The organism is Micromonospora sp. NPDC023644 (assembly GCF_040640115.1).
Taxonomy (GTDB): Bacteria; Actinomycetota; Actinomycetes; order Mycobacteriales; family Micromonosporaceae; genus Micromonospora.
Genome location: NZ_JBFABA010000005.1, coordinates 232,203 through 257,023 on the forward strand (window position 1 = coordinate 232,203; position 24,821 = coordinate 257,023).

Genomic DNA, 24,821 nt, shown 5'->3' on the forward strand with positions numbered 1-24,821 from the left:
GGATCAGTCGTGGGCGATGGCGCCGAGCACGTTGATCCGGGCGGCCCGGACCGCCGGCAGCGCCGCGGCGACCACCCCGACGATCGCGGCGAGGCCGAGGAAGATCCCCATCTGGGCCCAGGGCAGCACCAGGTCGGTGATCCCCTCGTCCCGCAGCGCCTCGACCACGGCCGCGCCGAGGCCGGCGCCGACGACGACGCCGAGCAGCGCGCCGAACACCGAGATCACCACCGCCTCCACGGTGATCATCCGCATCGTCTGCGCCCGGCGCAGGCCGATGGCCCGCAGCAGCCCCAGCTCCCGGGTGCGCTCCAGCACCGACAGCGCCAGGGTGTTGACGATGCCGAGCACGGCGATCACGATGGCCAGCGCCAGCAGGATCTGGATCATCGTGAGCAGCCCGTCCAGCTGGCCGGTCTGCTGCTCGATGAACGCCGCCCGGTCGGCCACCGACACCTCGGGGGAGTCGGCCAGCAGCGCCTCGATCTGCGGCTGCACGTCGGCCACCCGGGTGCCCGGTGCCAGCTGGACGAAGCCCTGGATCGGCTGCGGGATGGCGAAGCCACGCGCCGCCTCCGCCGGCAGCACCACCGGGTTGGTCAGCTGGGAACTGGCGTAGATTCCGCTCACGGTGTAGGTCCGCGCCTCGCCCCGGGACGTCTGCACCGGCACCTTCGACCCCACGGAGAGGCCGCGGGCCGTCGCGGTGTCCGAGCTGACCAGCATCTGGTCCGGCGTCAGCCGGTCGATGTCGCCGGCGGTGGGCTCGGCCCCGAAGATCTGCCGCAGCGCGGCGACGTCGCTGCTCGCCGCCACCCAGGTGCGCTCGCCGCCGACCATCGCCATGTCGCCGTACTCGCCGTCGGCCAGGCGCACCCCGGGGATCGCGGCGACCTTCGCCAGCACCGCCGGGTCGAAGCTCGGCGGCCGGGGGCCGCTCTGCGCCCCGGCGATCACCAGCTCCGCCTTCAGGCTGTCCTGGGCGAGCCCGCCGATGCTGCTCTTCGCCGAGTCCAGGATCACCGTCACCCCGGTCACCAGGGCGATGCCGACCATCAGCGCGGCGGCGGTGATGGCGGTGCGGCGCGGGTTGCGCCCGGAGTTGAGCCGGCCCAGCCTGCCCGGCACCGACCAGGCGAAGACCGCGCCGAGCAGGCTCACCACCGGCCGGCTGATCAGCGGCGTCAGCAGGGCCACGCCGATGAAGGTGAACAGCACCCCGCCGAGGATGGTGGCCAGGGTGTTGCCCCCGGCGTTGCCGGTGAGCCCCAGGGCCAGCAGCGCGCCGCCCACCGCGGTGACGATCGCGCCGGCCACGGTGACCTTGGTCAGCGGACGGTCGGGGGTGGCCACGTCCTGCATGGCCGCGATCGGCGGGATCCGCGAGGCCCGCAGCGCCGGCAGCAGCGCCGCCACCACGGTGATCACGAGGCCGACGGCGAACGCGCCGATCACGGCGGACAGCGGCACGCCGACCCCCGCCAGGCTCAGCCCGCCGGCGAACGTGCTGAACAGGTACGCCAGCAGCGCGCCGATGCCGATGCCCGCGCCGAGGCCGAGCACCGAGGCGACCAGCCCCACCGCGACGGCCTCCAGCACCACCGACCCGATGATCTGCCGGCCGCTGGCCCCGACCGCGCGCATCAGCGCCAGTTCCCGGGTGCGCTGCGCCACGATGATCGAGAAGGTGTTGAGGATCAGGAAGGTGCCCACCAGCAGCGCCACCGCCGCGAAGCCGAGCAGGATCCGGTTGAAGAAGGACAGCGCCTCCTTCATGCCGGCCGCCGCGTCCTCGGACAGCTGCGCGCCGGTCTTGACCTCGAAGTCGCCGCCCACCGCCGCCGCCACGGCGTCGCGCAGCGCCGCGTCCGACATCCCGTCGGCGGCGGTGACCGAGATGTTGCTGAAGGTGTCGGGCGCGCCGAGCATCAGCTTCTGCGCGACCGGCGTGGTGAACATGATCTCGTTGGCGCCACCGATGGAGTCCCGGCCGCCGCTGTAGCCGAACACGCCGACGATGGTGAACTCCTGCTTGGGCTGCAGGGTCAGCACGCCGACCCGGTCGCCGACCTTCACCTTGCCGGCCGCCGCGAGCGCCTTGTTGACGACGATCTCGTCGTCGGCCTGCGGGGCCCGCCCCTCGCGCAGCTGCACCAGGTCGTTCTCGCCGGTCCAGTTCTCGCCCAGCTGGGGCGGGCCGAACGAGGCGACCACCTTGCCGTTGCTCCCGATCAGCCGCGCCCCGTCGACGCCGACCACGCCGGTGGCCTCGGCCACGCCGGGCACCGCCCGGACCTTCTCCAGGGTGGCCGCCGGCACCGGCGGGGCCACCTGCATGCCCTCCGCCTCGCCGACGTCGATCTTCGGCTTGCCGGCGACGTTGACGTCCACGCCCTCGTACGCGTCGGCGAAGATCGCGTCGAACGAGCGGCCGAGGGTGTCGGTGAGCACGAACGCGCCGGAGACGAACATGACGCCCAGCACCACGGCCAGGCCGGAGAGGATCAGCCGGACCTTGCGGGCCAGCAGGCTCTTGAGGGTCGCGCGGAACATCAGCGCGCCACCTCGGCGAGGGTGTCCAGCTTCTTCATGGTGTCCAGCACCGTGTCGGCGGTCGGCTCGATCAGCTCCGAGACGATCTGCCCGTCGGCGAGGAAGACCACCCGGTCGGCGTACGCGGCGGCGGTCGGGTCGTGGGTGACCATCACGATGGTCTGCCCGTGCTCGCGTACCGAGTTGCGCAGGAAGTTGAGCACCTCCGCGCCCGCCCGCGAGTCCAGGTTGCCGGTCGGCTCGTCGGCGAAGATCACCTCGGGCCGGGCGACGAGCGCGCGGGCGCAGGCCACCCGCTGCTGCTGGCCGCCCGAGAGCTGCGCCGGTCGGTGGTCCAGCCGGTCCCGCAGCCCGACCGTGGCGATCACCGTGTCGTACCAGGCCGGATCCGGCTTGCGCCCGGCGATCGACAGCGGCAGCAGGATGTTCTCCTTGGCCGTCAGCGTCGGCAGCAGGTTGAACTGCTGGAAGATGAAGCCGACCTTGTCCCGGCGCAGCTTCGTCAGGCCCGCGTCGCCCAGGCCGGTGACCTTGGTGTCGCCGATCGACACCGTGCCACGGGTCACCGAGTCCAGGCCCGCGAGGCAGTGCATCAACGTCGACTTGCCCGAGCCCGAGGGCCCCATGATGGCCGTGAACCGGCCCCGCTCGAACTCCGCGCTTACCCCCCGCAGCGCGACGACCTGCGCCTCGCCGCTGCCGTACACCTTCCACACGTCGCTCGCCCGGGCCGCGGCCTGCGCCTGCTGGCCTACCGTCGCGGTCACGTCATCTACCTCTTCCGTCTGTCTTCGGTCCGCGCCGCCCCCGCTGGTCCGGCGCGGCAGTCCCATCATCTGTGCCCGCCGGCCCCGATCCGTCCGACTCCGGGCGGAGCCATGGCGGATTTCGCGCTGCGGGTGCCCCCCAGGGCCGACTCAGGGTTGCCCCTGAGCGGGCGGCCGGCCGAGGGCTTCCCCGCGGGCCGGGACCGATCCTGCACAGTGACGCCGCGTCAGGGTCAACCACGCCGCGCCGTCTGCGGTCACGGTACGTGACGGCGACAACCGCGCCGTCCTGCCGCGGCGCATCCGGCGGTACGCCCCGGCGCCGGCTGGCGACGAGGCGCTACGCCCGCGGGCGGACCAGACCCGACTCGTACGCCAGCACCACGGCCTGCACCCGGTCGCGCAGCCCCAGCTTGGTCAGCACGTGCCCGACGTGGGTCTTGATGGTGGTCTCGCTGACCGACAACGCCCGGGCGATCTCGGCGTTGGACAGCCCCCGGGCCACGTGCACGAGCACCTCCCGCTCCCGCTCGGTCAGCGCGCTCAGCGTGCGGGGCGGCGCGGCCGCGGGGTCGGGCAGCGCGTCGGCGAAGCGGTCCAGCAGGCGTCGCAGGATCCGCGGCGCCACCACCGCGTCCCCGGCCGCCACGGTGCGGATCGCGGCCACCAGGTCGTCGGCCGGCACGTCCTTGGCCAGGAAGCCGCTCGCCCCGGCCCGCAGCGCCCCCACCACGTACTCGTCCAGGTCGAAGGTGGTCAGGATCAGCACCCGCACCGGCAGCCGGGCATCGACGATCGCGCGGGTCGCGGCGACCCCGTCCATTCGCGGCATCCGGATGTCCATCAGCACCACGTCGGGCAGCAGCCGGCGGGACAGCTCCACGGCCTCCAGGCCGTCGGCGGCCTCGGCCACGATGTCCAGGTCGTCCTCCGTGCCCAGCACCATCCGGAAGCCGGTACGCAGCAGCGGCTGGTCGTCGGCGAGCAGGATGCGCACCGGCCGTGCCGGCACCGTCGCGTCGGTCACCTGATTCCCCCGTCCCGATCCCCGCTCACGCCGCCACGCCCCGGGGGTCCACCGGGATCCTCGCCGACACCCGGAACCCCCCGCCCGGGCGAGCCCCGGTGCGTAGGACACCACCGTAGAGGGCGACCCGCTCCCGCATCCCGACCAGGCCGTGCCCGATCCGGTCGCCGTCGGGCCGGGGGCCGCGCCCGGTGTCGACGATCTCCACGTCGACCGTGCCCCCGTCGAAGCTCAGCAGCACCTGGGCGGTGGCCCCGCCGGCGTGCTTGAGCGTGTTGGTCAGCGCCTCCTGGGTGATCCGGTAGAGGGTCAGCGCCACCCCCTCCTCCAGCGCCCCCGGGGTGCCCTCGACCCGCAGGGTCACCGGCAGGCCGGCGTCGCGCACCTGCTCCACCAGCGCCTCGATGCCGGCGAGTCCCGGCTGCGGGGCCAGGTCGGCGGCCGGCTCGGCGTCGGTACGCAGCACGTCGAGCAGGCGGCGCATCTCCCGCAGCGTCGCCCGGCTGGTCTCCTCGATGGTGGCGATCGCCCCGTCGGCCGCCCCCGGGTCCTTCGGCAGCACGCGACGGGCCCCCGTGGCCAGCACCCCCATCACGCTGACGTGGTGCGCGACCACGTCGTGCAGCTCGCGGGCGATGCGCCGGCGCTCGTCGGCGACCGCCCGCTCGGCCAGCGAGCGCTGGTTCTCCTCGGCGGCCCGGGCCCGTTCCCGCAGCGCCTCGGTGGAGGCCCGACGGGCGTGCACCGCGCGTCCCACCGAGTACGACACCGCCCCGACCAGCAAATTGTTCAGCACCAGGTAGGCGGGGCTGACGTTCGCCAGCATCTCGTCGGGCGGCGGCGCGAGGGCGCTGGTGGCGCCGACCGGCACCCACAGCACCAGCGCCGCCACGGCCGCCGTCCGCCACGGCCCGGCGGCGGCCGCCGTGTAGGTGAGCACCATGAAGGTCATGCCCTGCGTGGTCGGCGCGGGACCGAGCAGGAGAGGCACCGCGAGCGTCGCCACCGCCATCGCGACCGCGGCCCACGGCGCCACCCGCCGCCACGCCACGGGCACGGCGCAGACCACGCTCCAGCCCAGCGCCGCCAGCAGGCGCCCCGGCCAGTACTCGCGGGGAGTCAGCGCGGTGAGCACCACCTCCGCCACGACGAGTCCGCCGGCGAGGAGCGCGTCCGCGGCGAGGGGGTGGCGGCGCAGCCACGCCCGGGGACCCGAAGTCATACCGCGACGCTATCCGCCGTCGCGCCCGATTGATCGTCGCCGGCGGTGAGCCCGCTCTCCTCCCTCAGGAGGAGAGCCGCTCATCCTCACCGAGGGCTGATGCCCCAGCTGGGGCTCGGGCTCAGGCTGGGGCCGAAGCCCTGGCCGGCCGGAGCCGGGGTGGGCCGGAGCCGGGGCTGAGTCGGGGCGGCCGGAGCTGGGGCCCTAGCCGGGGCCGGGCGAGCCGGGGCCGAAGCCCTGGCCGGCCGTGCGGCGGCCGGCCGGGTGGAACCACCGGTCACTCGTCGGCGCCGGGGGGCGTCGGGCGGGACCGGGCGTCGCGCAGCGGATCCGGCGCCGCCTGCGTCGGGAACGGCGGAGGGGTGCCCCCGAAGGTCGGGCAGAGCGCCTGGTGGCTGCACCAGTCGCAGAGCCGGCTCGGCCGGGGGCGGAAGTCCTGCTGGGCGGTCGCCTGCTCGATCGCCCGCCACAACGCCACCACCGTGCGCTCGAAGCGCAGCAGCTCGTCGGCGTCCGGGGCGTAGTCGCAGACCTCCGAGTCCTTGAGGTAGAGCAGCCGCAGCACCCGGGGCACCACGCCCCGGGTGCGCCAGAGCACCAGCGCGTAGAACTTGAGCTGGAACAACGCCCGGGCCTCGAACGCCTCCCGCGGCGCGCCGCCGGTCTTGTAGTCGACCACCCGCAGCGCCCCGTCGGGCGCCACGTCGAGCCGGTCGACGTAGCCCCGGATCAGCAGCTCCTCGTCGACCACCGCCGAGATCAGGCTCTCCCGCTCGGCGGGCTCCAGCCGGCGCGGGTCCTCCACCGCGAAGTAGCCCTCCAGCAGCCCGGCGGCGGAGCGGAGGAACTCGGCCGCCGCCGGGGAGTCGCCGTCGGCGAACAGCGCCGCCAGCTCCGGCTGCTCGGTGACCAGTCGGTCCCACTGCGGGGCCACCAGGTCGCCGGCCGCCGTCGGGGTGCGCCCGGCGGCCGGCAGGTCGAACAACCGCTCCAGCACCGCGTGCACCAGCGTGCCCCGGGCCTGCTCGACGGTCGGCCGCTCGGGCAGCCGGTCGATGCTGCGGAACCGGTAGAGCAGCGGGCAGGTCTTGAAATCCGCCGCCCGCGACGGCGACAACGAGGCCCGCACCGTCGCCGGGACCTCGGCCGGGGTCGAGGAATGCTGCGTGGTCACCGGTTCCGCCGTCATGCCCGGAAGGTTAGGGCACCGGTGTGACACCACCGCCGTCGCCGCACCGGAGCATGATCTCCCGCCGCGTAGCATCGATCCGGTGGAGCAGACGAGGCGACCGCGCCGCCGGCCCGACGCGCGCACCGGCCTGACCGTGGGCCGGGTGTTCGGGGTGCCGCTGCACCTCAACGGCTCGATGGTGCTGCTCACCCTGCTGGTCACGGTGCTGTACGCCGAGTTCGCCCGCCGTCAGCTCGACCTGTCCCAGCTCGCCGGCTACCTGATCGGCTTCGGCTTCGTGGTCTCCCTGCTCGGCTCGGTGCTCCTGCACGAGCTCGGCCACGCCCTCACCGCGCGCCGCTACGGCATCGGTGTGCGCGGGATCACGCTGGAGCTGCTCGGCGGCTACACCGAGATGGACCGGGACGCCCCGACGCCCCGCGTCGACCTGCTGGTGTCCCTTGCCGGCCCCGCCGTCTCCGCCGTGCTCGGCGTGCTCGCCGTCGCCGCCACCCTCGCCCTGCCCGACCGCACCCTGGCCAACCAGCTCGCCTTCCAGCTGGCCGTGAGCAACGTCATCGTCGCGCTGTTCAACATCCTGCCCGGGCTGCCGCTCGACGGCGGCCGGGCGCTGCGGGCGGCGGTCTGGGCGGTGACCGGCGACCGGCACCGCGGCACCGAGGTCGCCGGCTGGGTGGGACGCGCCGTCGCCGTCGGGACCGCCGCGCTGGTCGCCCTGCTCACCCTCACCCGCGACCTGGCGCCGCTGGCGCTGCCGTTGATGCTGCTCGTCGCGTTCACCCTGTGGCGCGGCGCCGGGCAGTCGATCCGGATGGCCCGGATCAGCCGCCGCTTCCCGCTGATCGACCTGTCCCGGCTGGCCCGGCCCGTGCTCGCCGTGCCCACCGGCACGCCGCTGGCCGAGGCGTACCGCCGCCGCGCCGAGGGGAGCACCCCGGGCGCGGCCCTCGTGGTCACCGACACCGCCGGCCGGCCGGTCGCCCTGGTCGACCCGGCGGCGGCGGAGGCCGTGCCCGTGGAACGCCGCCCGTGGCTGGCCGTCGACGCGGTCGCCCGCTCCCTGGCCAACCTGCCCGCGATGCCGGTCGGGCTCGACGGGGAACGCGTGATGGAGACCGTGCAGACCCACCCGGGCGCGCAGTACGTGGTGACCTCAGGCGAAGATGTCGTGGGCATTCTGCACATCGCGGATCTGGCTCAGCTCCTCGAACCTCAACGGAAGATGAACACGTGACCGCAACTCCCCCCGCCGCCACGGCCGACCCGGGCACCCCGGTGCCCGCCGACACCCCGGCGCTGCCCCCCGTGCACCGCGGCCCGTTCCGGCCCGGCGACCGGGTGCAGCTGACCGACCCCAAGGGGCGGATGCATACGGTCACCCTGGAGCCGGGCAAGGCGTTCCACACCCACCGCGGCATCCTGGAGCACGACGCGCTGATCGGCCTGCCGGACGGCAGCGTGGTCACCACCACCGGCGGCGGCACCGCGTTCCTGGCCCTGCGCCCGCTGCTGTCGGACTACGTGCTCTCCATGCCGCGCGGCGCCCAGGTGATCTACCCGAAGGACTCCGCCCAGATCGTCGCCATGGGCGACATCTTCCCCGGCGCCAAGGTCCTGGAGGCCGGCGCCGGCTCCGGCGCGCTGTCCTGCTCGCTGCTGCGCGCGGTCGGCACCGAGGGCGAGCTGCACTCGTTCGAGGTGCGCGACGACTTCGCCCAGATCGCCCGGCGCAACGTCGAGGCGTTCTTCAACGGGCCGCACCCGGCCTGGCACCTGCACGTCGGCGACGTCGCCGGCTGCTCCGAGACCGGCTTCGACCGGATCATCCTCGACATGCTCACCCCGTGGGAGACCCTCGACATGGTCGAGCGGGCCCTGGTGCCCGGCGGCGTGTTCATCGGCTACGTCGCCACCACCCCCCAGCTGTCCGAGCTGGTCGAGGCGCTGCGCGAGCGCGGTGGCTGGACCGAGCCGCGGGCCTGGGAGTCGCTGGTGCGCGACTGGCACGCCGAGGGCCTGGCCGTGCGACCGGACCACCGCATGATCGCGCACACGGCGTTCCTGGTCTCCGCGCGTAAGCTCGCCCCCGGCGTCACCGCACCGCCGCGGCGCCGCAAGCCCAGCAAGGGCGCCGAGGCGTACGCCGAACGCCGCCAGGCGCTGCGCGAGGCCGAGGCCGCCAGGCAGGCGGCCGCCGCGGCGCAGCAGACGGCGGCCGAGGACACGGAACGGCCGTGACGGGGCGGCGGGGCGACGAGGAGTGAACGGACGGATCCCGCCCGCCGGCGCGTACCGGCGGGTCGGGCACGGGGAGGTGGCATGAGCCGGCCCGGCTTCGGCGGGGGTGACCTGCCGGCGGTGTTCCCGGACTGGTCGCCCTACCAGGACCTCGAGTCGGCGGCCCGGGCGTACCTGCGGGACCCCGACGTCGCGCTCGAGGCGCTCGGCGGGGTGCTGCGCGGCGCGTCGGTGCTCGGCTTCACCCTGGAACGCTTCGTCAACGAGGTCAACGGGGTGTGGCAGGAGGTCGTGGTCTGCGACGGCAGCCGCCTCGTCCTCTGGCACGGCGAGGACGTGCCGCCGGGGGAGGGGCCACCGGGGTCGATGACCTCGTCGCTGCGGGTGGTGCCGGTCTCCACGGTGACCGAGGTCGGCTGCCGGCGCCGGCTGACCCGCGACGACGACGGCGGGATCCGGGTCGACAGCATCGACGTCTACCTGCTGCTCACCTCGCTGGACGAGGCGCCGCCCAGCGACGAGGCCGTGGGCGCGCCCCGACACGACGCGCTGCGCTTCGGCAAGACCCTCGACGACGGCGGCGCGGGCCAGATCGCCCGCCTGGAGGAGTTCGCCCGCCTGGTCGCCTCGGTGGTCGGCCGCCCGATGCTCTGAGCGGGTGCGCCCTGCTCTGAGTGGTGCGCCGGGCCGGCCGGGCCCTGAGTCGTACGCCCTGACCAGCCGGGTCGCCCGGGCTCGCACGGCCGGGTCGTCCTCCCGCGCCCGAGGGCGCGGGAGGACGACACGGCCGTCAGTCCTCCTCGGCCTCCGGGCCGGCCACCTCGACGCCGTCGCTGCCGCGCACCACGTGGATGCACTCGCCCGGGCACTCCTTCGCCGAGTCGATCACCTCGAGGCGCAGGTGCTCCGGCACGTCGACCCGGCTGCCCGGCGCCAGCCGCAGCTCGCCGTCGGGGCCCTTGACGTACGCGAGCCCGTCGACGTCGAACTCGAAGACCTCGGGCGCGTACTGCACGCAGAGCCCGTCGCCCGTGCAGAGATCCTGGTCAACCCAGACCTGCAACTGGTCCGTCACGACCTCCGCCACGGTGCACCCCCCATGTTCTCCCGTCCCACGCCCCGACGGTACCCGAACGCCCGGACCGGCCCCCCGGGCCACCCTTCGCGATCAAGGTTCGGTGACGAGCGCGTTGCGTGGGACCGAATCGGCCTCATAGCGGCTAGTGTTAGGGCAGAACGTTCAAGCCCCCCGGGGAGGTGGGACGTGGCACGCAGCGACGACGCGGACTCGCGCGCCGCACGGTGGGAGAAGGAGGCCCACGATCTCTCCACGCAGGTCGCGTTCCTTCAAGAGGAACTCGCTCTGGTGCGGCGCAAGTTGACCGAAAGCCCCCGACACGTCCGGCAGCTCGAAGAGCGGCTGGCGGCCACCCAGGCACAGTTGGCGCGGCTGACCGAGAACAACGACCGGCTCGTGAGCACCCTCAAGGAGGCTCGCGCGCAGATCGTGACGCTCAAGGAGGAGATCGACCGCCTCGCGCAACCGCCGAGTGGTTACGGCGTCTTCCTCGCGCGACACGACGACGGCACGGTGGACGTCTTCACCGGCGGACGCAAGCTCCGCGTCGCCGTCTCACCCTCGCTGGACGTCGCCGAGCTGCGGCGCGGCCAGGAGGTCCTGCTCAACGACGCGCTCAACATCGTCGACGCGTTCGGTTTCGAGCGGGTCGGTGAGGTGGCGATGCTCAAGGAGATCCTCGCGGGTCCCGACGGCAGCCCGGGCGACCGGGCCCTGGTGGTCTCGCACTCCGACGAGGAGCGCATCGTGCACCTCGCCGACACCCTGATCGGTGCGCCGATCCGGGCCGGCGACTCGCTCATGATCGAGCCCCGCTCGGCTTACGCGTACGAGCGGATCCCGAAGAGCGAGGTCGAGGAACTGGTCCTGGAGGAGGTGCCCGACGTCGACTACACCGACATCGGTGGCCTCCACTCGCAGATCGAGCAGATCCGCGACGCGGTGGAACTGCCCTTCCTGCACGCCGACCTGTTCCGCGAGCACCAGCTCCGCCCGCCGAAGGGCATCCTGCTCTACGGTCCGCCCGGCTGCGGCAAGACGCTGATCGCCAAGGCGGTGGCCAACTCGCTGGCGAAGAAGATCGCCGAGCGGGAGGGCAAGGAGAAGCACACCAGCTTCTTCCTCAACATCAAGGGCCCGGAGCTGCTCAACAAGTACGTCGGCGAGACCGAGCGGCACATCCGGCTGATCTTCCAGCGGGCACGCGAGAAAGCCGGCGAGGGCACGCCGGTCATCGTGTTCTTCGACGAGATGGACTCGATCTTCCGGACCCGCGGCTCCGGCGTCTCCTCCGACGTGGAGAACACCATCGTCCCGCAGCTGCTCAGCGAGATCGACGGTGTCGAGGGGCTGGAGAACGTCATCGTCATCGGCGCCTCCAACCGGGAAGACATGATCGACCCGGCGATCCTGCGCCCCGGCCGACTCGACGTGAAGATCAAGATCGAGCGGCCGGATGCCGAGGCGGCGAAGGACATCTTCTCCAAGTACATCCTCTCCGGGCTGCCCCTGCACCCGGACGACCTGGCCGAGCACGGCGGCGACCCCCAGGCCACCGTCGCGGCGATGATCGACGCGGTCGTGCTGCGGATGTACTCGGAGACCGAGGAGAACCGCTTCCTCGAGGTCACCTACGCCAACGGCGACAAGGAAGTCCTCTACTTCAAGGACTTCAACTCGGGCGCGATGATCCAGAACATCGTCGACCGGGGCAAGAAGATGGCCATCAAGGAGTTCCTCACCTCCGGACGCAAGGGCCTGCGCCTGCAGCACCTCCTCGACGCCTGCGTCGACGAGTTCCGGGAGAACGAGGACCTGCCCAACACCACCAACCCCGACGACTGGGCCCGCATCTCCGGCAAGAAGGGCGAGCGGATCGTCTACATCCGCACGCTCGTCTCCGGCGGCAAGGGCGCGGAGGCCGGCCGGTCCATCGAGACCGCCAGCAACACCGGCCAGTACCTCTGACGGACACCCGCACGGGGCCCGCGACGCGTCGCGTCGCGGGCCCCGTCCCGTCCGCGCCCGGCCCTGCGCCCCCGCCGCCCGGTCCGCCGCGCCCCCTTCCGTCGCGCGGCCGACTACGCTCGACGTGACGGGGGACCGGGTCGGGCGAGCGAAGCGGGTAGGTCGATGAGCGTAAGACGGATCATGGGCACCGAGGTCGAGTACGGCATCTCCGTTCCCGGCCAGGCCGGGGCCAACCCCATGGTCACCTCCTCCCAGGTGGTCAACGCCTACGGGGCGCGTCCGGAACTCAACCGGGGTGGCCGCGCCCGCTGGGACTACGAGGAGGAGTCGCCGCTGCGGGACGCGCGCGGCTTCACCTACTCCGGCGCCGCGTACGACCCGGCCGAGGCGCTCGCCGACGAGGACCTCGGGCTGGCCAACGTGATACTCACCAACGGGGCGAGGCTCTACGTCGACCACGCCCACCCGGAATACTCCACCCCCGAGGTGACCAACCCGCTGGACGTGGTGCGCTGGGACAAGGCGGGGGAGCGGGTGATGGCCGAGGCGGCCCGCCGCGCCGCCACCATCCCCGGCACCCAGCCGATCCACCTCTACAAGAACAACACCGACAACAAGGGCGCCAGCTACGGCTCGCACGAGAACTACCTGATGCGCCGCCAGACGCCGTTCGCCGACATCGTCGCGTACCTGACGCCGTTCTTCGTGACCCGGCAGATCGTCTGCGGCGCCGGCCGGGTCGGCATCGGCCAGGACGGCGGGCAGAGCGGCTTCCAGATCTCCCAGCGTGCGGACTTCTTCGAGGTCGAGGTCGGCCTGGAGACGACCCTCAAGCGGCCGATCATCAACACCCGCGACGAGCCGCACGCCGACGCCGACAAGTACCGCCGGCTGCACGTCATCATCGGCGACGCGAACCTGTCGGAGATCTCCACGTACCTCAAGGTCGGCACGACGGCGCTGATCCTCACGATGATCGAGGAGAAGGCGCTCGGTGCCGACCTCGGCATCGCCGACCCGGTCAGCGAGCTGCGCGCCGTCAGCCACGATCCGTCCCTGTCGCACCGCATGCGGCTGCGCGACGGGCGGCGGCTGACCGCCCTGGACGTGCAGTGGGCCTACTACGAGCGGGTGCGGTCCTTCGTGGACGACCGCTACGGCACCGACGCCGACGAGCAGACCCTCGACGTGCTCGCCCGCTGGGAGCGCGTGCTGGACCGGCTGGGCCGCGACGTCATGCTCTGCGCCGACGAGCTGGACTGGGTGGCCAAGCTGCGGCTGCTGGAGGGCTACCGGGAGCGGGAGCAGCTCGGCTGGGGCTCGCACAAGCTCCAGCTGGTCGACCTCCAGTACTCCGACGTACGCCCGGAGAAGGGCCTCTACCACCGGCTGGTCTCCCGGGGCGCGATGAAGACGCTGCTCGACGACGAGCAGACCCGTACCGCGATGACCGAGCCGCCGGAGGACACCCGGGCCTACTTCCGCGGCCGCTGCCTGGCCCAGTACGCCTCCGAGGTTGTGGCGGCCAGCTGGGACTCGGTCATCTTCGACGTCGGCCGGGAGTCGCTGGTGCGGGTGCCGATGATGGAGCCGGAGCGCGGCACCCGCAAGCACGTGGGCGCGCTCTTCGACCGCTGCCCCAGCGCGAAGGACCTGTTGGAGACCCTCACCGGCGGCTGAGGCGTCGTCGACGGATTCCCGCCGTGCGCCGAAGCCGGCGCGCGGCGGGCTTTTCGTCGCCTCCGCGAGGTAAGTTGATCGCAGGGCGATCGTGGAGGAGGCAGCAATGGCCACTCGTGACAGCGGCGGGCAGTCGCAGTCGGGCAAGTCGCGTCAGGGCGAGGAGATCGAGGACGTCACCACCGAGGCGAACCCGGAGGTGGCGGAGCGGCACGCCGAGATCACCGAGGACGTCGACGACCTGCTCGACGAGATCGACTCCGTCCTCGAGGAGAACGCCGAGGAATTCGTGCGCGGCTATGTCCAGAAAGGGGGGGAGTGATACTTTATGCCCGATTCGCCTCAAGCGTCGGGCAAGGTATGCCCCCAGTGTGACCGATTGCTGCCCGCCGCCGAGTTCCACCGCAACCGGCGACGGGCGGACGGGCTCGCCTACTACTGCAAGTCGTGTGCGGCGGCTCGCTCCACGGCGAGCCGCCGCAGGCGTGGCATCGGGCCGCAGAAGCGGTCGGCCACCCCGGTCGGCGAAGGGCTCAAGTGGTGCCCGGACTGCGACCAGGTCAAGCCGGTCGACGAGTTTCCGCGCACGACCAAGAGCAGCGGCCGGCACAGCTACTGCAAGCCCTGCCACAACGCGCGTGGCAGGGAGACCGCTCAGCGCCTGTACGGCGGCACGCGCGAGTACCACCTGCGGCGGCGCTACGGCGTCGGGGAGAAGGAGTTCCAGGAGCTCCTGGCCGAGCAGGGCGGGGTCTGCGCGATCTGTGGCACACCGGACCCGCAACATCTGGACCACGACCATCGCACCGGGTGGGTGCGCGGGATATTGTGCTTCAACTGCAACGGTGGTCTCGGCCAGTTCCGTGACGATCAGTCGCGGCTGGCCGGGGCGATCACATATCTGAGAGGAACCACGTGGCAGCGGGTTTTGATCCATCCGGGCGTCTACCAGATGTGTTCACCAACGCGGGGACGTCCTCCTTCACCTCGTTCCTGAGCAAGGTGGCCCCCGAGATGCTGCCCGGCCGCCGGCCACTGCCGCCGGGTATGGCCGCAGACATGGCGCCGCACGCGACGACCATCGTGGCCATCTCGGCCGCCGGCGGCGTCGTGATGGCCGGCGACCGGCGGGCCACCATGGGCAACCTGATCGCCCAGCGCGACATCGAGAAGGTGCACCCGGCCGACGCGTACTCCCTGGTCGGCATCGCCGGCACGGCGGGGATCGGCATCGAGCTGATGCGACTGTTCCAGGTGGAGCTGGAGCACTACGAGAAGATCGAGGGCGCGATGCTCTCGCTCGACGGCAAGGCCAACCGGCTCGCCTCGATGATCCGCGGCAACCTGGGCGCCGCGATGCAGGGTCTCGCGGTGATCCCGCTCTTCGCCGGCTACGACCTGGCCGCGAAGGACCCGGCGCGGGCCGGGCGCATCTTCAGCTTCGACGTCACCGGCGGCCCCTACGAGGAGACCGGCTACGACGCGATCGGCTCCGGCTCGCTCTTCGCCCGGTCGGCGCTGAAGAAGCGCTTCCAGCCGGGGCTCTCCATCGACGAGGCGGTCCGGCTCGCGGTCGAGGCGCTCTACGACGCGGCCGACGACGACACCGCGACGGGCGGCCCGGACCTGATCCGGCGGATCTACCCGGTGGTCATGACGGCGACGGCGGAGGGCACCCACCGGCTCACCGACGAGGAGATGTCGGCGATCGCCGAGAGCGTGGTCTCCGGCCGGATGGAGAACCCGGGCGGTTGATCCGCTCCCGCCCGCACCAGTCAGCAGCCGTCAGCACAGCGCCCTAAGGAGAACCGCCGCCGTGGCCATGCAGTTCTACGCCTCGCCCGAGCAGATCATGCGCGACCGCTCCGAGCTGGCCCGCAAGGGCATCGCCCGGGGCCGCAGCGCGGTGGTCCTGAGCTACGAGGGCGGGGTGCTCTTCGTCGCCGAGAACCTCTCCAGCGCCCTGCACAAGGTCAGTGAGATCTACGACCGGATCGGCTTCGCCGCCGTCGGCCGCTACAACGAGTTCGAGAACCTGCGCCGCGCCGGCGTGCGGATGGCCGATCTCAACGGCCTGAGCTACGACCGGCGCGACGTCACCGGCCGGGCCCTGGCGAACGCGTTCGCGCAGACCCTGGGTGCCATCTTCACCGAGCAGTCGAAGCCGTTCGAGGTGGAGATCTGCGTGGCCGAGGTCGGCACCACCGCCGAGGACGACGAGCTCTACCGGCTCACCTACGACGGCTCCGTCAACGACGAGCCGGGCCGGATGGCGATGGGTGGGCAGGCCGAGGCGATCACCGGCGTGCTGAAGTCGCACCACCGCCCGGACATGTCGCTGGGTGAGGCGGTGAAGGTCGCGATGCAGGCGCTGAGCAGCGTCGGGGGAGAGGGCGGCGCCGCCCGGACCATCGCCGCCAACCAGTTGGAGGTGGCGGTCCTGGACCGGCGCCGGGTGGGGCGGACGTTCCGCCGCATCACCGGGGCCGCGTTGACCGCGCTGCTCGACGGCGACAAGGCCGCCGAGGAGCCGGTGTCGGCCCGTCCCGAGGCGCCGACCTCGCCGACCGAGGAGGCGAAGAAGCCCACCACGTCGGCCGGCTCGGCGGACCTGGAGGGCCAGGAGACCCCCGAGGCGTAGCGGAGCACGTCCCGGGCGGGCGGCCAGGCGTCTCGGGACGCCCGGCCGCCCGCTCCGTCGTGTGGCGGTGCCCCCGGGCCGTCGCAGGCTGGCTCACGCGGCCTCCGCCGCTCCCGGGCCTCCCGGGATGAGGGTGCCGGGGTCCGGGACGCCGAGCGTCCACCTGGGACGCGGCGGCCGGTCGGGCGCTCACCGGGCGGCGCGCCGCGGTGTGCGGGGTGGGCCGACGGGCACCCCGGGTGAGACGGGCGCGGTGTGCGCTGCCCATCTGGGGCCTCGGGCGGCTAATGTCTCATCATGGAGCGGCGAATCTTCGGCCTCGAGACCGAGTACGGCGTCACCTGCACCTACCGTGGGCAGCGGCGGCTGTCCCCCGACGAGGTCGCCCGGTACCTCTTCCGCCGCGTGGTGTCGTGGGGCCGGTCGAGCAACGTTTTCCTGCGCAACGGCGCCCGGCTCTACCTGGACGTCGGTTCGCACCCGGAGTACGCCACCCCGGAGTGCGACTCGGTGGTGGACCTGGTCGCGCACGACCGGGCCGGTGAGCGGATCCTGGAGGGTCTGCTCGTCGACGCGGAGAAGCGGCTACACGACGAGGGCATCGCGGGCGAGATCTACCTGTTCAAGAACAACACCGACTCGGCCGGCAACTCGTACGGCTGCCACGAGAACTACCTGGTGTCGCGGCACGGGGAGTTCGGCCGCCTGGCCGACGTGCTGATCCCGTTCCTGGTCACCCGGCAGTTGATCTGCGGGGCGGGCAAGGTGCTGCAGACGCCGCGCGGGGCGGTCTACTGCCTCTCGCAGCGCGCCGAGCACATCTGGGAGGGCGTCTCATCGGCGACGACCCGGAGCCGGCCGATCATCAACACCCGCGACGAACCGCACGCGGACGCGGAGCGCTACCGCCGGCTGCACGTCATCGTCGGCGACTCCAACATGAACGAGGTCACCACGCTGCTCAAGGTCGGCACCGCCGACATCGTGCTGCGGATGATCGAGGCCGGGGTGGTGATGCGCGACCTGACGCTGGAGAACCCGATCCGGGCGATCCGCGAGGTGTCGCACGACATCACCGGGCGGCGCAAGGTGCGGCTGTCCTCCGGCAAGGAGGTCAGCGCGCTGGAGATCCAGCAGGAATACCTGGCCAAGGCGACCGAGTTCGTGGAGCGGCGCGGCGGCGACCAGACCGCCAAGCGGGTGGTGGAGCTGTGGGGCCGGGTGCTGCGCGCGGTGGAGACCGGCGACCTGGAGCCGGTGTCCCGGGAGATCGACTGGGTGACCAAGCTGCGGCTCATCGAGCGCTACCAGCGCAAGCACGACCTGCCGCTGTCGCACCCGCGGGTGGCCCAGATGGACCTCGCCTACCACGACCTGCGCCGGGGCCGGGGCCTCTACGGGCTGCTGGAGCGGCGCGGCGAGGTGGACCGGGTGGCGACCGACCCGGAGATCTTCGAGGCCAAGGAGACCCCGCCGCAGACGACCCGGGCGCGGTTGCGCGGGGAGTTCATCCGGCACGCCCAGGAGAAGCGGCGCGACTTCACCGTCGACTGGGTGCACCTGAAGCTCAACGACCAGGCGCAGCGCACCGTGCTCTGCAAGGACCCGTTCCGGGCGTACGACGAGCGGGTGGAGCGGCTGATCGCCAGCATGTGACGGCGACGCCGGCCCGGTGCGGTGCTGACCGCCGTCCGGGCCGGCGGGGCCGGTAGGCTGACCGCGCCATGACGACTTCCGAACCTCCCGAGAGCGGCCGCCAGCGGCAGAACTGGGCCGAGCGCCGCCGCGAGAAGATCCGCGCCGAGATCGAGCGCAACCGCCGCGGCGAGTACACGGTGCCCACCTGGGTGCTGGCGCTCGCGCTGGTGCTGATCGTGGGCGCCTGGCTGGCCCTGATCTTCCTGGCCTGAGCCGCCCTGGCGCGACGTCGTGGCGGACCGCCGGGGCCGCAACCTCGAAGTTGCGCCGGCCCCGGCGAAGCTGGAACCGTCATGCCCGTTGGGCAGTTCCGGTGGCCGGCCGCGCACGCCGTGGTCGCGGCAGGGAGGGTGACGGCATGGCGCACATCGACCTAGGTCTCGACGAGCGGGCGCATCCGGGCATCAACGGCCCGATGCGGTTCCGCCCCGAGACGGCCAAGCCGCTCAACGAGTTGGCGGAGACGCTGCTGCGCGCCCCGCACCCGACGCTGAGCCCCGGCGAGCGGGAACTGATCGCGGCGTACGTGTCGGGGTTGAACGAGTGCCGGTTCTGCTGCGCGTCGCACTCGGCGTTCGCGGCGGCGCAGCTGCCCCTGGGCATGCGGCTGGTCGACCAGGTCCGTGCCGATCCGGCGACCGCCGAGGTCAGCGACAAGCTGCGGGCGCTGCTGGAGATCGCCGGCGCCGTGCAGCGCAGCGGCCGTGACGTGACGGCGGAGCTGGTCAAGGCCGCGCGCTCCGCCGGCGCGACGGACCTGGAGATCCACGACACGGTCCTCATCGCGGCGGCGTTCTGCATGTTCAACCGGTACGTCGACGGGCTGGGCACGCTGGCCCCGGAGGACCCGGCGGTGTACGAGTTGACCGCGGAACACATCGTGCGCTACGGCTACGGCGCGAGCTGACCGGGCGCCGCCGGGCGTTCCGTCGGCCGGGCCCGGCCCCGCCGGCGGGCGCCGCGCCCGCGACGGCGCCGGACGGCCGGGCGGGTCAGGCCAGCAGGCGTGCGGAGTGCCGGCCGGCCGCGGCGGCGGCCAGGAAGTAGGCGTGGTCGGCGTCGAGGCCCCGGCCCATGGTGGACAGCGGCACCGGCGCGGCCCGCAGCGCGGCGTCTAGCCCGTCGGTCGGGACCCGGACGAGGGTGTGCCGCGCCGCGAGGGGCGCCAGCGCCGCGTCGACCTCGTCGGCCAGCGCCGGGGCCAGGCCGTCGGGCACGACCAGCTCGGCGGGGGCGAGGGCCACCCGGCCGTACGCGGTGAGGCTGTGGTGCGACACGCCCCGGTGCCGGGGGCGGGGGTCGGCGTCGGAGATCCGCAGCGACCCGACCGGGCGCCCGCCCAGCGTGGCGACGGCGTTGACGGCCTCGCCGACGGCCACCCCGGAGAAGCCCCACCGGGTGCCGGTGCCCAGGTTGCCCGGCCCCTGGGCGACGACGACGACGTCGGCGCGCAGCACGTGCCGGGCGGCCAGCAGCCCGCTGTGCACGGTGCTCGCCTCCAGGTCCCCGCCGAACGCCTGGCCGACGGTGACCGTGCCGACGAGGTGGTCGCGCAGCCCGGCGAGGGTGCGGGAGAACCAGGCCGGCAGTGCCCCGCCGTCGGTCAGCAGGTACGCCACCCGGGCGGCGGGGGCGTCGGCGTGGATGCCGGCCAGGATCGCCGGCAGGGCGGAGTGCAGGTCGGCGGTGACGACGGGCAGGCCGGCCAGGTCGTCGGCGGCGGCCATCACCTCCCGGTGCGGGGACGCCTCCTCGTCGACGCCGAGCAGGATCGGCTGCAGCGGGGTGTAGCGGGCCTTGACCAGGTGGCCGGCGTCGCGGGTGTCGAGGGCCTGCGGCGGGTCCGGCGGCAGCCGGTCGGGCAGCGCCACGACCAGGGCGTACCCGCCGGTGCCGAGGCCCATCAGCAGCGCGCCGGCGTTGAGCAGTACCCGGTCGCCGGGCTCGGGCCGGCCGACGAGCGCGGGGTAGGCCAGGGCGCGTACGGTGCCGCCGTCGGGCAGGTCGACGTCGAGTTCCATCGCCCCGCTCCACTGCCGTCGCAGCGCCGTCACCGTTCCCGACCGCCATCGCACCATGCCCGGCACGCTAGCGCGCCGCCCCGCCCGGGCGCGCCCGGGGCGGCGTGCCCGGGGCGGCGGTCAGCCGCCGGGACCGTCCGACCCCGGGTCGTCGCGGGGCCGGCGGTGCCGGTCGGGTCGAGGAAGACGTAGCGGACGGCCGGGTGGCGGGCGGTGAGCCGCCGCTTGGCCTGGTCGGCGGCCCCCGCCACCGCGACGGTGCCGACGCGGTCGGTCCTGACCTCCGGCTGGGTCAACACGTCACTGTAGGGTCGTCGGCGGCCGGCCGCCCGGCGACCGGTCCACCGGTCGGCCGCGACGCGGCGCACGTCCTGCCCGCGTGGGTGCACGGGCACGGCGGGCGGACTGCTAGCGTCTACCGCGTGTCGCGGACCCGCACCGAACGCCTGGTCAACCTGGTTATCTGCCTGCTCTCCACGCGACGGTTCCTGACCGCCGCGCAGATCGCCGCGACCGTGCCCGGCTACGAGCACGATCCGGACGACGCGCGTGACCACGAGGCCTTCCAGCGCAAGTTCGAGCGGGACAAGGCCGAGCTGCGCGAGCTGGGTGTGCCGCTGGAGACCGGGACGGCGAGCGTCTTCGACGCGGAGCCCGGTTACCGGATCGCCCACCGGGAGTACGCGCTGCCCGACATCCCCCTCGAACCGGACGAGGCCGCCGCGGTCGGCATCGCCGCCCGGCTGTGGCAGCACGCCGGCCTGGCCGCCGCCGCCTCCTCCGGGCTGGCGAAGCTGCGCGCCGCCGGCGTCGACGTGGACCCGCAGGCCACGCTGGGCCTGGAGCCGATGGTCACGGTGGACCCGGCGTTCGCGCCGCTCACCGCGGCGGCCCGGGACCGGCGCGAGGTCAGCTTCGACTACCGGGTGCCCGACCGCGACGACCCCACCCGTCGCCGCCTGCAGCCGTGGGGCGTGGTCTGTTGGCGGGGCCGCTGGTACGTGGTCGGGCACGACCTCGACCGTGAGGCGACCCGCTGCTTCCGACTGTCCCGGGTGGTCGGCACGGTCCGGGCGGCCGGCGCCCCCGGGGGCTACGAGCCGCCGGCCGGGGTCGACCTGATCAGCCACGTGGCCCGCTGGTCGGGGCCGGCGGAGCGCACCGGGCGGGCCACCGTGCTGGTCGCCGCCGGTCGCGCCGCCGGGCTGCGCCGCTGGGCCGTGGGCGTCAGCGCCGGGCCCGACGGCGACCGGCTCGTCCTGCCCTACGCCGACGCGGACTTCCTCGCCGGCCAGCTCGTCGGTTACGGCCCGGACGTGCGGGTGCTAAATCCGCCGGAGGTGCGCGACGCGGTCATCCAGCGGCTCAAGGAGATCGCCGCCCGGCACGACGACCTCGCGGTCGCCGGGGGTGTCCGGTGACCCGGCCGGCCGCCCGGGGCGGCTCCCGCGCGTCGGCCGACCGGTTGGCCCGGCTGCTGAACCTGGTGCCCTACCTGCTGGCCCGGCCCGGCATCGAGCTGGCCGAGGCGGCCGGTGACCTGGGCGTCACCGAGCGGCAGCTGCGCGAGGACCTGGAGCTGCTGTGGGTGTGCGGGCTGCCCGGCTACGGCCCGGGTGACCTGATCGACATGGCGTTCGACGGCGACCGGGTGACGATCACCTACGACGCCGGCATCGACCGGCCGCTGCGGCTCACCCCGGACGAGGCGCTCGCGTTGGTGGTGGCGCTGCGGATGCTCGCCGAGATGCCCGGGGTGACCAACCGGGAGGCCGTCGAGCGGGCCCTCGCCAAGATCGAGCACGCGGCCGGCGACCTGGTGGCGGCGCCGGTCGAGGTCCGGCTGCCCGCCGACACGCACCGGGTGGAGCAGCTGCGGACGGCCGTCGAGAGCGGCCGGGCCCTGCGCATCACCTACTACACGGCCGCCCGGGACGAGACCACCGACCGCGTCGTCGACCCGCTGCGGATGCTGATGGTCGGCGGGCGGGCGTACGTGGAGGCGTGGTGCCGCCGGGCGGAGGCGGTGCGGCTGTTCCGGGCCGACCGCATCGACGCGGTCGCCGAGCTGGACGAGCGGGCGGCGGTGCCGCCGCAGGCCCGCCCGCACGACCTCACCGAGGGCGTGTTCCGCCCGTCGCCGGACCTGCCGCTGATCACCCTGCGGATCGGTCGGGGCGAGCGGTGGCTCACCGAGTACTACCCGTGCGAGCGGATCGAGGCCGGCGGCGGCGACCACTGGCTGGTCTCGCTGCGGGTCACCGACCTGGGCTGGGCCCGCCGGTTCGTGCTGGGACTGGGCCCGGACGTGACCGTGGTCGCCCCGGCCGAGCTGGCCGAGCAGGTCCGGGCCGCGGCGGTCGCCGCCCTCGACGCGTACGCCTCGCCGCCACCCGTGCCCGTCGGCGGGCCGGACACGCCGCGGGCGGTGTCCCCGGCCGACCCGGCGGTGACCGCCGGCACGCAGTAGGCTGGCCGCCGTGGTGAAGTGGATCGTGCTCGCGGTGGTGCTGTTCGCGCTCGTCGTGTTCGTCCTGGCCCTGCGGCCGGTGCTGGGGCGGCTGCCCCGGCTGCGTCGCGCGGCCGTGGCCCTGCAACGGCGTGCGAGCGAGGCGGAGGCGCTGCGGGAGACCGCCGAGACCCTCCAGGCGCGGGCCGAGGCCCTCCAGGAGCAGCTCGACACCACCCAGCGGCGGCTGGCCGTGATCAAGGCCAGGCGCGGCGGCTGATCGGTCGATGCCCGGTCGCTGCGCGAACCGGTCCGGTTGCGCGCAGGAACGATCCTTCGGCAGACGGTTGACGGGACGTCCCGCGTTGGTCAAGACTTCACCGGCCGGGGGCGAACCCGCACCACCCGGCGGGTGGCAGCGGCCGTCGGCGGACGTACGATGGGCTGCGGTACAACCCCACACGACGACACAGAGCGACTGGAGCTTCCCATGGGTGCCCTCAAGCCGTGGCACATCGCCGTACTCGTGGTCGTGCTGATCCTGCTCTTCGGCGCGAAGCGGCTCCCGGACGCGGCCCGTTCGCTGGGCCGTTCGCTGCGGATCATCAAGGCCGAGACCAAGAGCCTGCACGACGACGACCGCGACCTCGCCGAGAAGGCCGACGCGCAGTCCGCCTACCAGCCGCTCCCGCCGCAGACCGTCCAGGGCCAGCCGTACGCGCCGCCGCACCCCGGGCAGCAGCCGCACGTCGCCCCGCAGCAGCCGTACGCACCCCCGGTCAACGACCCGGCGCAGCGCGTCCGCGACAACTGACCGAAGGGCCCGAGACCCGTGGCCTTCGCCCTCAAGAAGCGCGGCCCGAGCAACTTCGAACGGGCCGCCGACGGCTCGATGACGCTCATCGAGCACATCCGCGAGCTGCGCACCCGGTTGTTCCGGGCCTCCCTGGCGATCGCGGTCGGGCTGATCGGCGGCTTCCTGCTCGCCCAGCCGGCGTTCAACCTGCTCAAGCAGCCGTACTGCCGGCTTCCCGGCATGGTGGTCGACGGTGAGTGCCAGAACTTCCTGATGCTCGCGCCGGCGGACGGCTTCGTCCTCAAGCTGAAGCTGGCGCTCTGGATCGGGTTGATCATCGGTGCGCCGGTCTGGCTCTACCAGCTCTGGGCGTTCATCGCGCCCGGCCTGCACCGCCACGAGCGCAAGTGGGCGTACCTCTTCGTGGCGATCGCGGCGCCCCTGTTCGCCGCCGGCGCGGTGCTGGCCTACTTCGTGGTGGACAAGGGCCTGGCCTTCCTGCTGGAGGCCGGGGTCACCGGCACCGACTCCCAGCTGGAGGTGACCCGGTACATCTCCTTCGTCACCAACATGATCCTGCTCTTCGGGGTGGCGTTCGAGTTCCCCCTCACCCTGCTGATGCTGAACTTCACCGGGGTGGTGAGCGCCCGCCGGCTGCTCAGCTGGTGGCGGGCGGTGGTCTTCATCTGCTTCGCGTTCGCGGCGGTGGCCACCCCCGATCCCGGGCCGTTCGGCATGACCCTGCTGGCGCTCTGCCTGTCGCTGCTCTACTTCGTCGCCGTCGGGGTGGCGTTCCTCAACGACAGGCGGAAGGGACGCGGCAAGGAGATCTACGCCGGCATCGACGACGACGAGGTGTCGCCGCTGACGTTCGACCCCGAGCCGGTTCAGGCCGGGCAGCGGGTGGACGCCAGCGCGCCGATCGTCGCCCCGGAACCGGTCGCCGCGCCGGCGCCGATCGACCGGCGCTACGACGACATGACCTGACCGGCCGGTCGTTCCCCGTAGTCAACGGCAACAAGCCCTCCCTCGCCGGGGGCTTGTTCCGTTTGCGGCCAGGGGCCGGCGGGGGTGGTCGTCGCACCGTGCGGGCCGCCGCCGGGGTGGTGCCGCCCCGCGCGGTGTGCCACTCCCTTAACGCACGTCGGGTCAGCCGTCAGCACCCAGTCGACAATCCGTCATGAGGCACCCACGAGCTGCAATCGGGTAAGCAGATCTTTACGATGTGTCGACGTGTCCGACGAGGGAGGTCGCTGTCCAGTGCGTCGCCCGACGTTTCGTCGTCCACCTCTCGCCGCGCCGGAGGTCACCTCCCCGCCGCGGCGGCCCGGGACGCCCGTCGCCCCGTTCGTCCCGCCGCGGACAGCCGCCGCAGGGCCCGGCGTCCTCGGCGCCGCCCTGTCCGGAGGTGAGGATCGCGGCCTGGGCCTCCGGTGCCCGGCCGATTCGTCACCGCCTCGCAGGCAGTGCAACGGGGAGCTGTCGACA

25 protein-coding genes are annotated in these 24,821 nt (G+C 73.4%); 17 read left to right on the forward strand and 8 right to left on the reverse strand.

What is annotated here, in order from left to right; all coding sequences use genetic code 11:
- Positions 1–3: 3 nt before the first annotated feature.
- From AB0G08_RS06655 to AB0G08_RS06675, 5 genes are all read right to left on the reverse strand, one after another.
- Positions 4–2,553, reverse strand: a complete 2,550-nt coding sequence (locus tag AB0G08_RS06655) for an FtsX-like permease family protein (RefSeq protein WP_358084131.1) — start codon at positions 2,551–2,553, stop codon at positions 4–6.
- Positions 2,553–3,320 carry an ABC transporter ATP-binding protein gene (locus AB0G08_RS06660; RefSeq protein WP_358084134.1) on the reverse strand — a complete coding sequence of 256 codons (768 nt, stop codon included), beginning with the start codon at positions 3,318–3,320 and terminating at the stop codon, positions 2,553–2,555. Before AB0G08_RS06660 ends, AB0G08_RS06655 begins: the two co-directional genes overlap by 1 nt.
- 340 nt (positions 3,321–3,660) lie before the next feature.
- Positions 3,661–4,347 (reverse strand): response regulator transcription factor, encoded by a 687-nt coding sequence (locus AB0G08_RS06665; protein ID WP_132237447.1) that lies wholly within the window; start codon positions 4,345–4,347, stop codon positions 3,661–3,663.
- A gap of 25 nt (positions 4,348–4,372) precedes the next feature.
- On the reverse strand, positions 4,373–5,569 hold the full coding sequence (locus tag AB0G08_RS06670) for a sensor histidine kinase (protein WP_358084137.1): 1,197 nt from the start codon (positions 5,567–5,569) through the stop codon (positions 4,373–4,375).
- Between the two features lie 277 nt (positions 5,570–5,846).
- A complete protein-coding gene (locus tag AB0G08_RS06675) occupies positions 5,847–6,758 on the reverse strand; it encodes a RecB family exonuclease (protein WP_358084140.1) in 912 nt (303 codons plus the stop codon).
- A 145-nt stretch (positions 6,759–6,903) separates the two neighbouring features.
- On the opposite strand from AB0G08_RS06675, the gene AB0G08_RS06680 reads away from it, so the two are divergent.
- The 3 genes from AB0G08_RS06680 (at position 6,904) to AB0G08_RS06690 (ending at position 9,653) form a co-directional block, all read left to right on the forward strand.
- Complete coding sequence (locus tag AB0G08_RS06680; protein WP_358084204.1) at positions 6,904–7,995, forward strand: site-2 protease family protein; 1,092 nt, start codon at positions 6,904–6,906, stop codon at positions 7,993–7,995.
- A 41-nt stretch (positions 7,996–8,036) separates the two neighbouring features.
- Positions 8,037–8,999 (forward strand): tRNA (adenine-N1)-methyltransferase, encoded by a 963-nt coding sequence (locus tag AB0G08_RS06685; protein WP_358084207.1) that lies wholly within the window; start codon positions 8,037–8,039, stop codon positions 8,997–8,999.
- 81 nt (positions 9,000–9,080) lie between these two features.
- Positions 9,081–9,653 (forward strand): hypothetical protein, encoded by a 573-nt coding sequence (locus AB0G08_RS06690; RefSeq protein ID WP_357873627.1) that lies wholly within the window; start codon positions 9,081–9,083, stop codon positions 9,651–9,653.
- 136 nt (positions 9,654–9,789) lie between these two features.
- On the opposite strand, the gene AB0G08_RS06695 is transcribed toward AB0G08_RS06690, so the two are convergent.
- On the reverse strand, positions 9,790–10,086 hold the full coding sequence (locus AB0G08_RS06695) for a ferredoxin (protein WP_091106683.1): 297 nt from the start codon (positions 10,084–10,086) through the stop codon (positions 9,790–9,792).
- A 177-nt stretch (positions 10,087–10,263) separates the two neighbouring features.
- On the opposite strand from AB0G08_RS06695, the gene arc reads away from it, so the two are divergent.
- The 9 genes from arc (at position 10,264) to AB0G08_RS06740 (ending at position 18,974) form a co-directional block, all read left to right on the forward strand.
- Positions 10,264–12,045, forward strand: a complete 1,782-nt coding sequence (arc, locus tag AB0G08_RS06700) for a proteasome ATPase (RefSeq protein WP_358084143.1) — start codon at positions 10,264–10,266, stop codon at positions 12,043–12,045.
- 165 nt (positions 12,046–12,210) lie between these two features.
- Positions 12,211–13,728, forward strand: a complete 1,518-nt coding sequence (dop, locus tag AB0G08_RS06705; protein WP_357873633.1) for a depupylase/deamidase Dop — start codon at positions 12,211–12,213, stop codon at positions 13,726–13,728.
- A 106-nt stretch (positions 13,729–13,834) separates the two neighbouring features.
- Positions 13,835–14,050, forward strand: coding sequence for a ubiquitin-like protein Pup (locus AB0G08_RS06710; RefSeq protein ID WP_088993750.1), 216 nt, complete (start codon positions 13,835–13,837; stop codon positions 14,048–14,050).
- Between the two features lie 57 nt (positions 14,051–14,107).
- Positions 14,108–14,725, forward strand: a complete 618-nt coding sequence (locus tag AB0G08_RS06715; protein ID WP_358084145.1) for an endonuclease domain-containing protein — start codon at positions 14,108–14,110, stop codon at positions 14,723–14,725.
- Complete coding sequence (prcB, locus tag AB0G08_RS06720) at positions 14,644–15,483, forward strand: proteasome subunit beta (protein ID WP_192581475.1); 840 nt, start codon at positions 14,644–14,646, stop codon at positions 15,481–15,483. The genes AB0G08_RS06715 and prcB overlap by 82 nt, the downstream gene beginning before the upstream one ends.
- Positions 15,484–15,544: 61 nt before the next feature.
- Positions 15,545–16,369, forward strand: coding sequence for a proteasome subunit alpha (gene prcA / locus AB0G08_RS06725; protein WP_358084148.1), 825 nt, complete (start codon positions 15,545–15,547; stop codon positions 16,367–16,369).
- Positions 16,370–16,666: 297 nt separating this feature from the next.
- Positions 16,667–18,025 carry a Pup--protein ligase gene (gene pafA / locus AB0G08_RS06730; RefSeq protein ID WP_357881540.1) on the forward strand — a complete coding sequence of 453 codons (1,359 nt, stop codon included), beginning with the start codon at positions 16,667–16,669 and terminating at the stop codon, positions 18,023–18,025.
- A gap of 68 nt (positions 18,026–18,093) precedes the next feature.
- Complete coding sequence (locus tag AB0G08_RS06735) at positions 18,094–18,279, forward strand: hypothetical protein (RefSeq protein WP_357881543.1); 186 nt, start codon at positions 18,094–18,096, stop codon at positions 18,277–18,279.
- 146 nt (positions 18,280–18,425) lie between these two features.
- A complete protein-coding gene (locus tag AB0G08_RS06740) occupies positions 18,426–18,974 on the forward strand; it encodes a carboxymuconolactone decarboxylase family protein (protein ID WP_358084151.1) in 549 nt (182 codons plus the stop codon).
- 85 nt (positions 18,975–19,059) lie between these two features.
- Here the strand turns inward: AB0G08_RS06740 and AB0G08_RS06745 are convergent, their stop codons facing one another.
- Positions 19,060–20,145: a DUF3866 family protein gene (locus tag AB0G08_RS06745; RefSeq protein WP_358084154.1), complete on the reverse strand. Its 1,086-nt coding sequence runs from the start codon at positions 20,143–20,145 to the stop codon at positions 19,060–19,062.
- On the reverse strand, positions 20,118–20,384 hold the full coding sequence (locus AB0G08_RS06750; RefSeq protein ID WP_358084157.1) for a hypothetical protein: 267 nt from the start codon (positions 20,382–20,384) through the stop codon (positions 20,118–20,120). The genes AB0G08_RS06745 and AB0G08_RS06750 overlap by 28 nt, the downstream gene beginning before the upstream one ends.
- 126 nt (positions 20,385–20,510) lie before the next feature.
- Here AB0G08_RS06750 and AB0G08_RS06755 point away from each other — a divergent pair, with 126 nt between their 5' ends.
- From AB0G08_RS06755 to tatC, 5 genes are all read left to right on the forward strand, one after another.
- Positions 20,511–21,509, forward strand: a complete 999-nt coding sequence (locus AB0G08_RS06755; protein ID WP_358084160.1) for a WYL domain-containing protein — start codon at positions 20,511–20,513, stop codon at positions 21,507–21,509.
- Entirely contained in the window at positions 21,506–22,558 is a 1,053-nt protein-coding gene (locus AB0G08_RS06760; protein WP_358084163.1) for a YafY family protein, read from the forward strand. The genes AB0G08_RS06755 and AB0G08_RS06760 overlap by 4 nt, the downstream gene beginning before the upstream one ends.
- 10 nt (positions 22,559–22,568) lie before the next feature.
- Entirely contained in the window at positions 22,569–22,817 is a 249-nt protein-coding gene (locus AB0G08_RS06765; RefSeq protein ID WP_358084165.1) for a hypothetical protein, read from the forward strand.
- Positions 22,818–23,027: 210 nt separating this feature from the next.
- Positions 23,028–23,351 (forward strand): Sec-independent protein translocase subunit TatA, encoded by a 324-nt coding sequence (gene tatA / locus AB0G08_RS06770; RefSeq protein WP_358084168.1) that lies wholly within the window; start codon positions 23,028–23,030, stop codon positions 23,349–23,351.
- 18 nt (positions 23,352–23,369) lie between these two features.
- Complete coding sequence (gene tatC / locus AB0G08_RS06775; protein WP_358084172.1) at positions 23,370–24,320, forward strand: twin-arginine translocase subunit TatC; 951 nt, start codon at positions 23,370–23,372, stop codon at positions 24,318–24,320.
- The last annotated feature ends 501 nt before the right edge of the window (positions 24,321–24,821 follow it).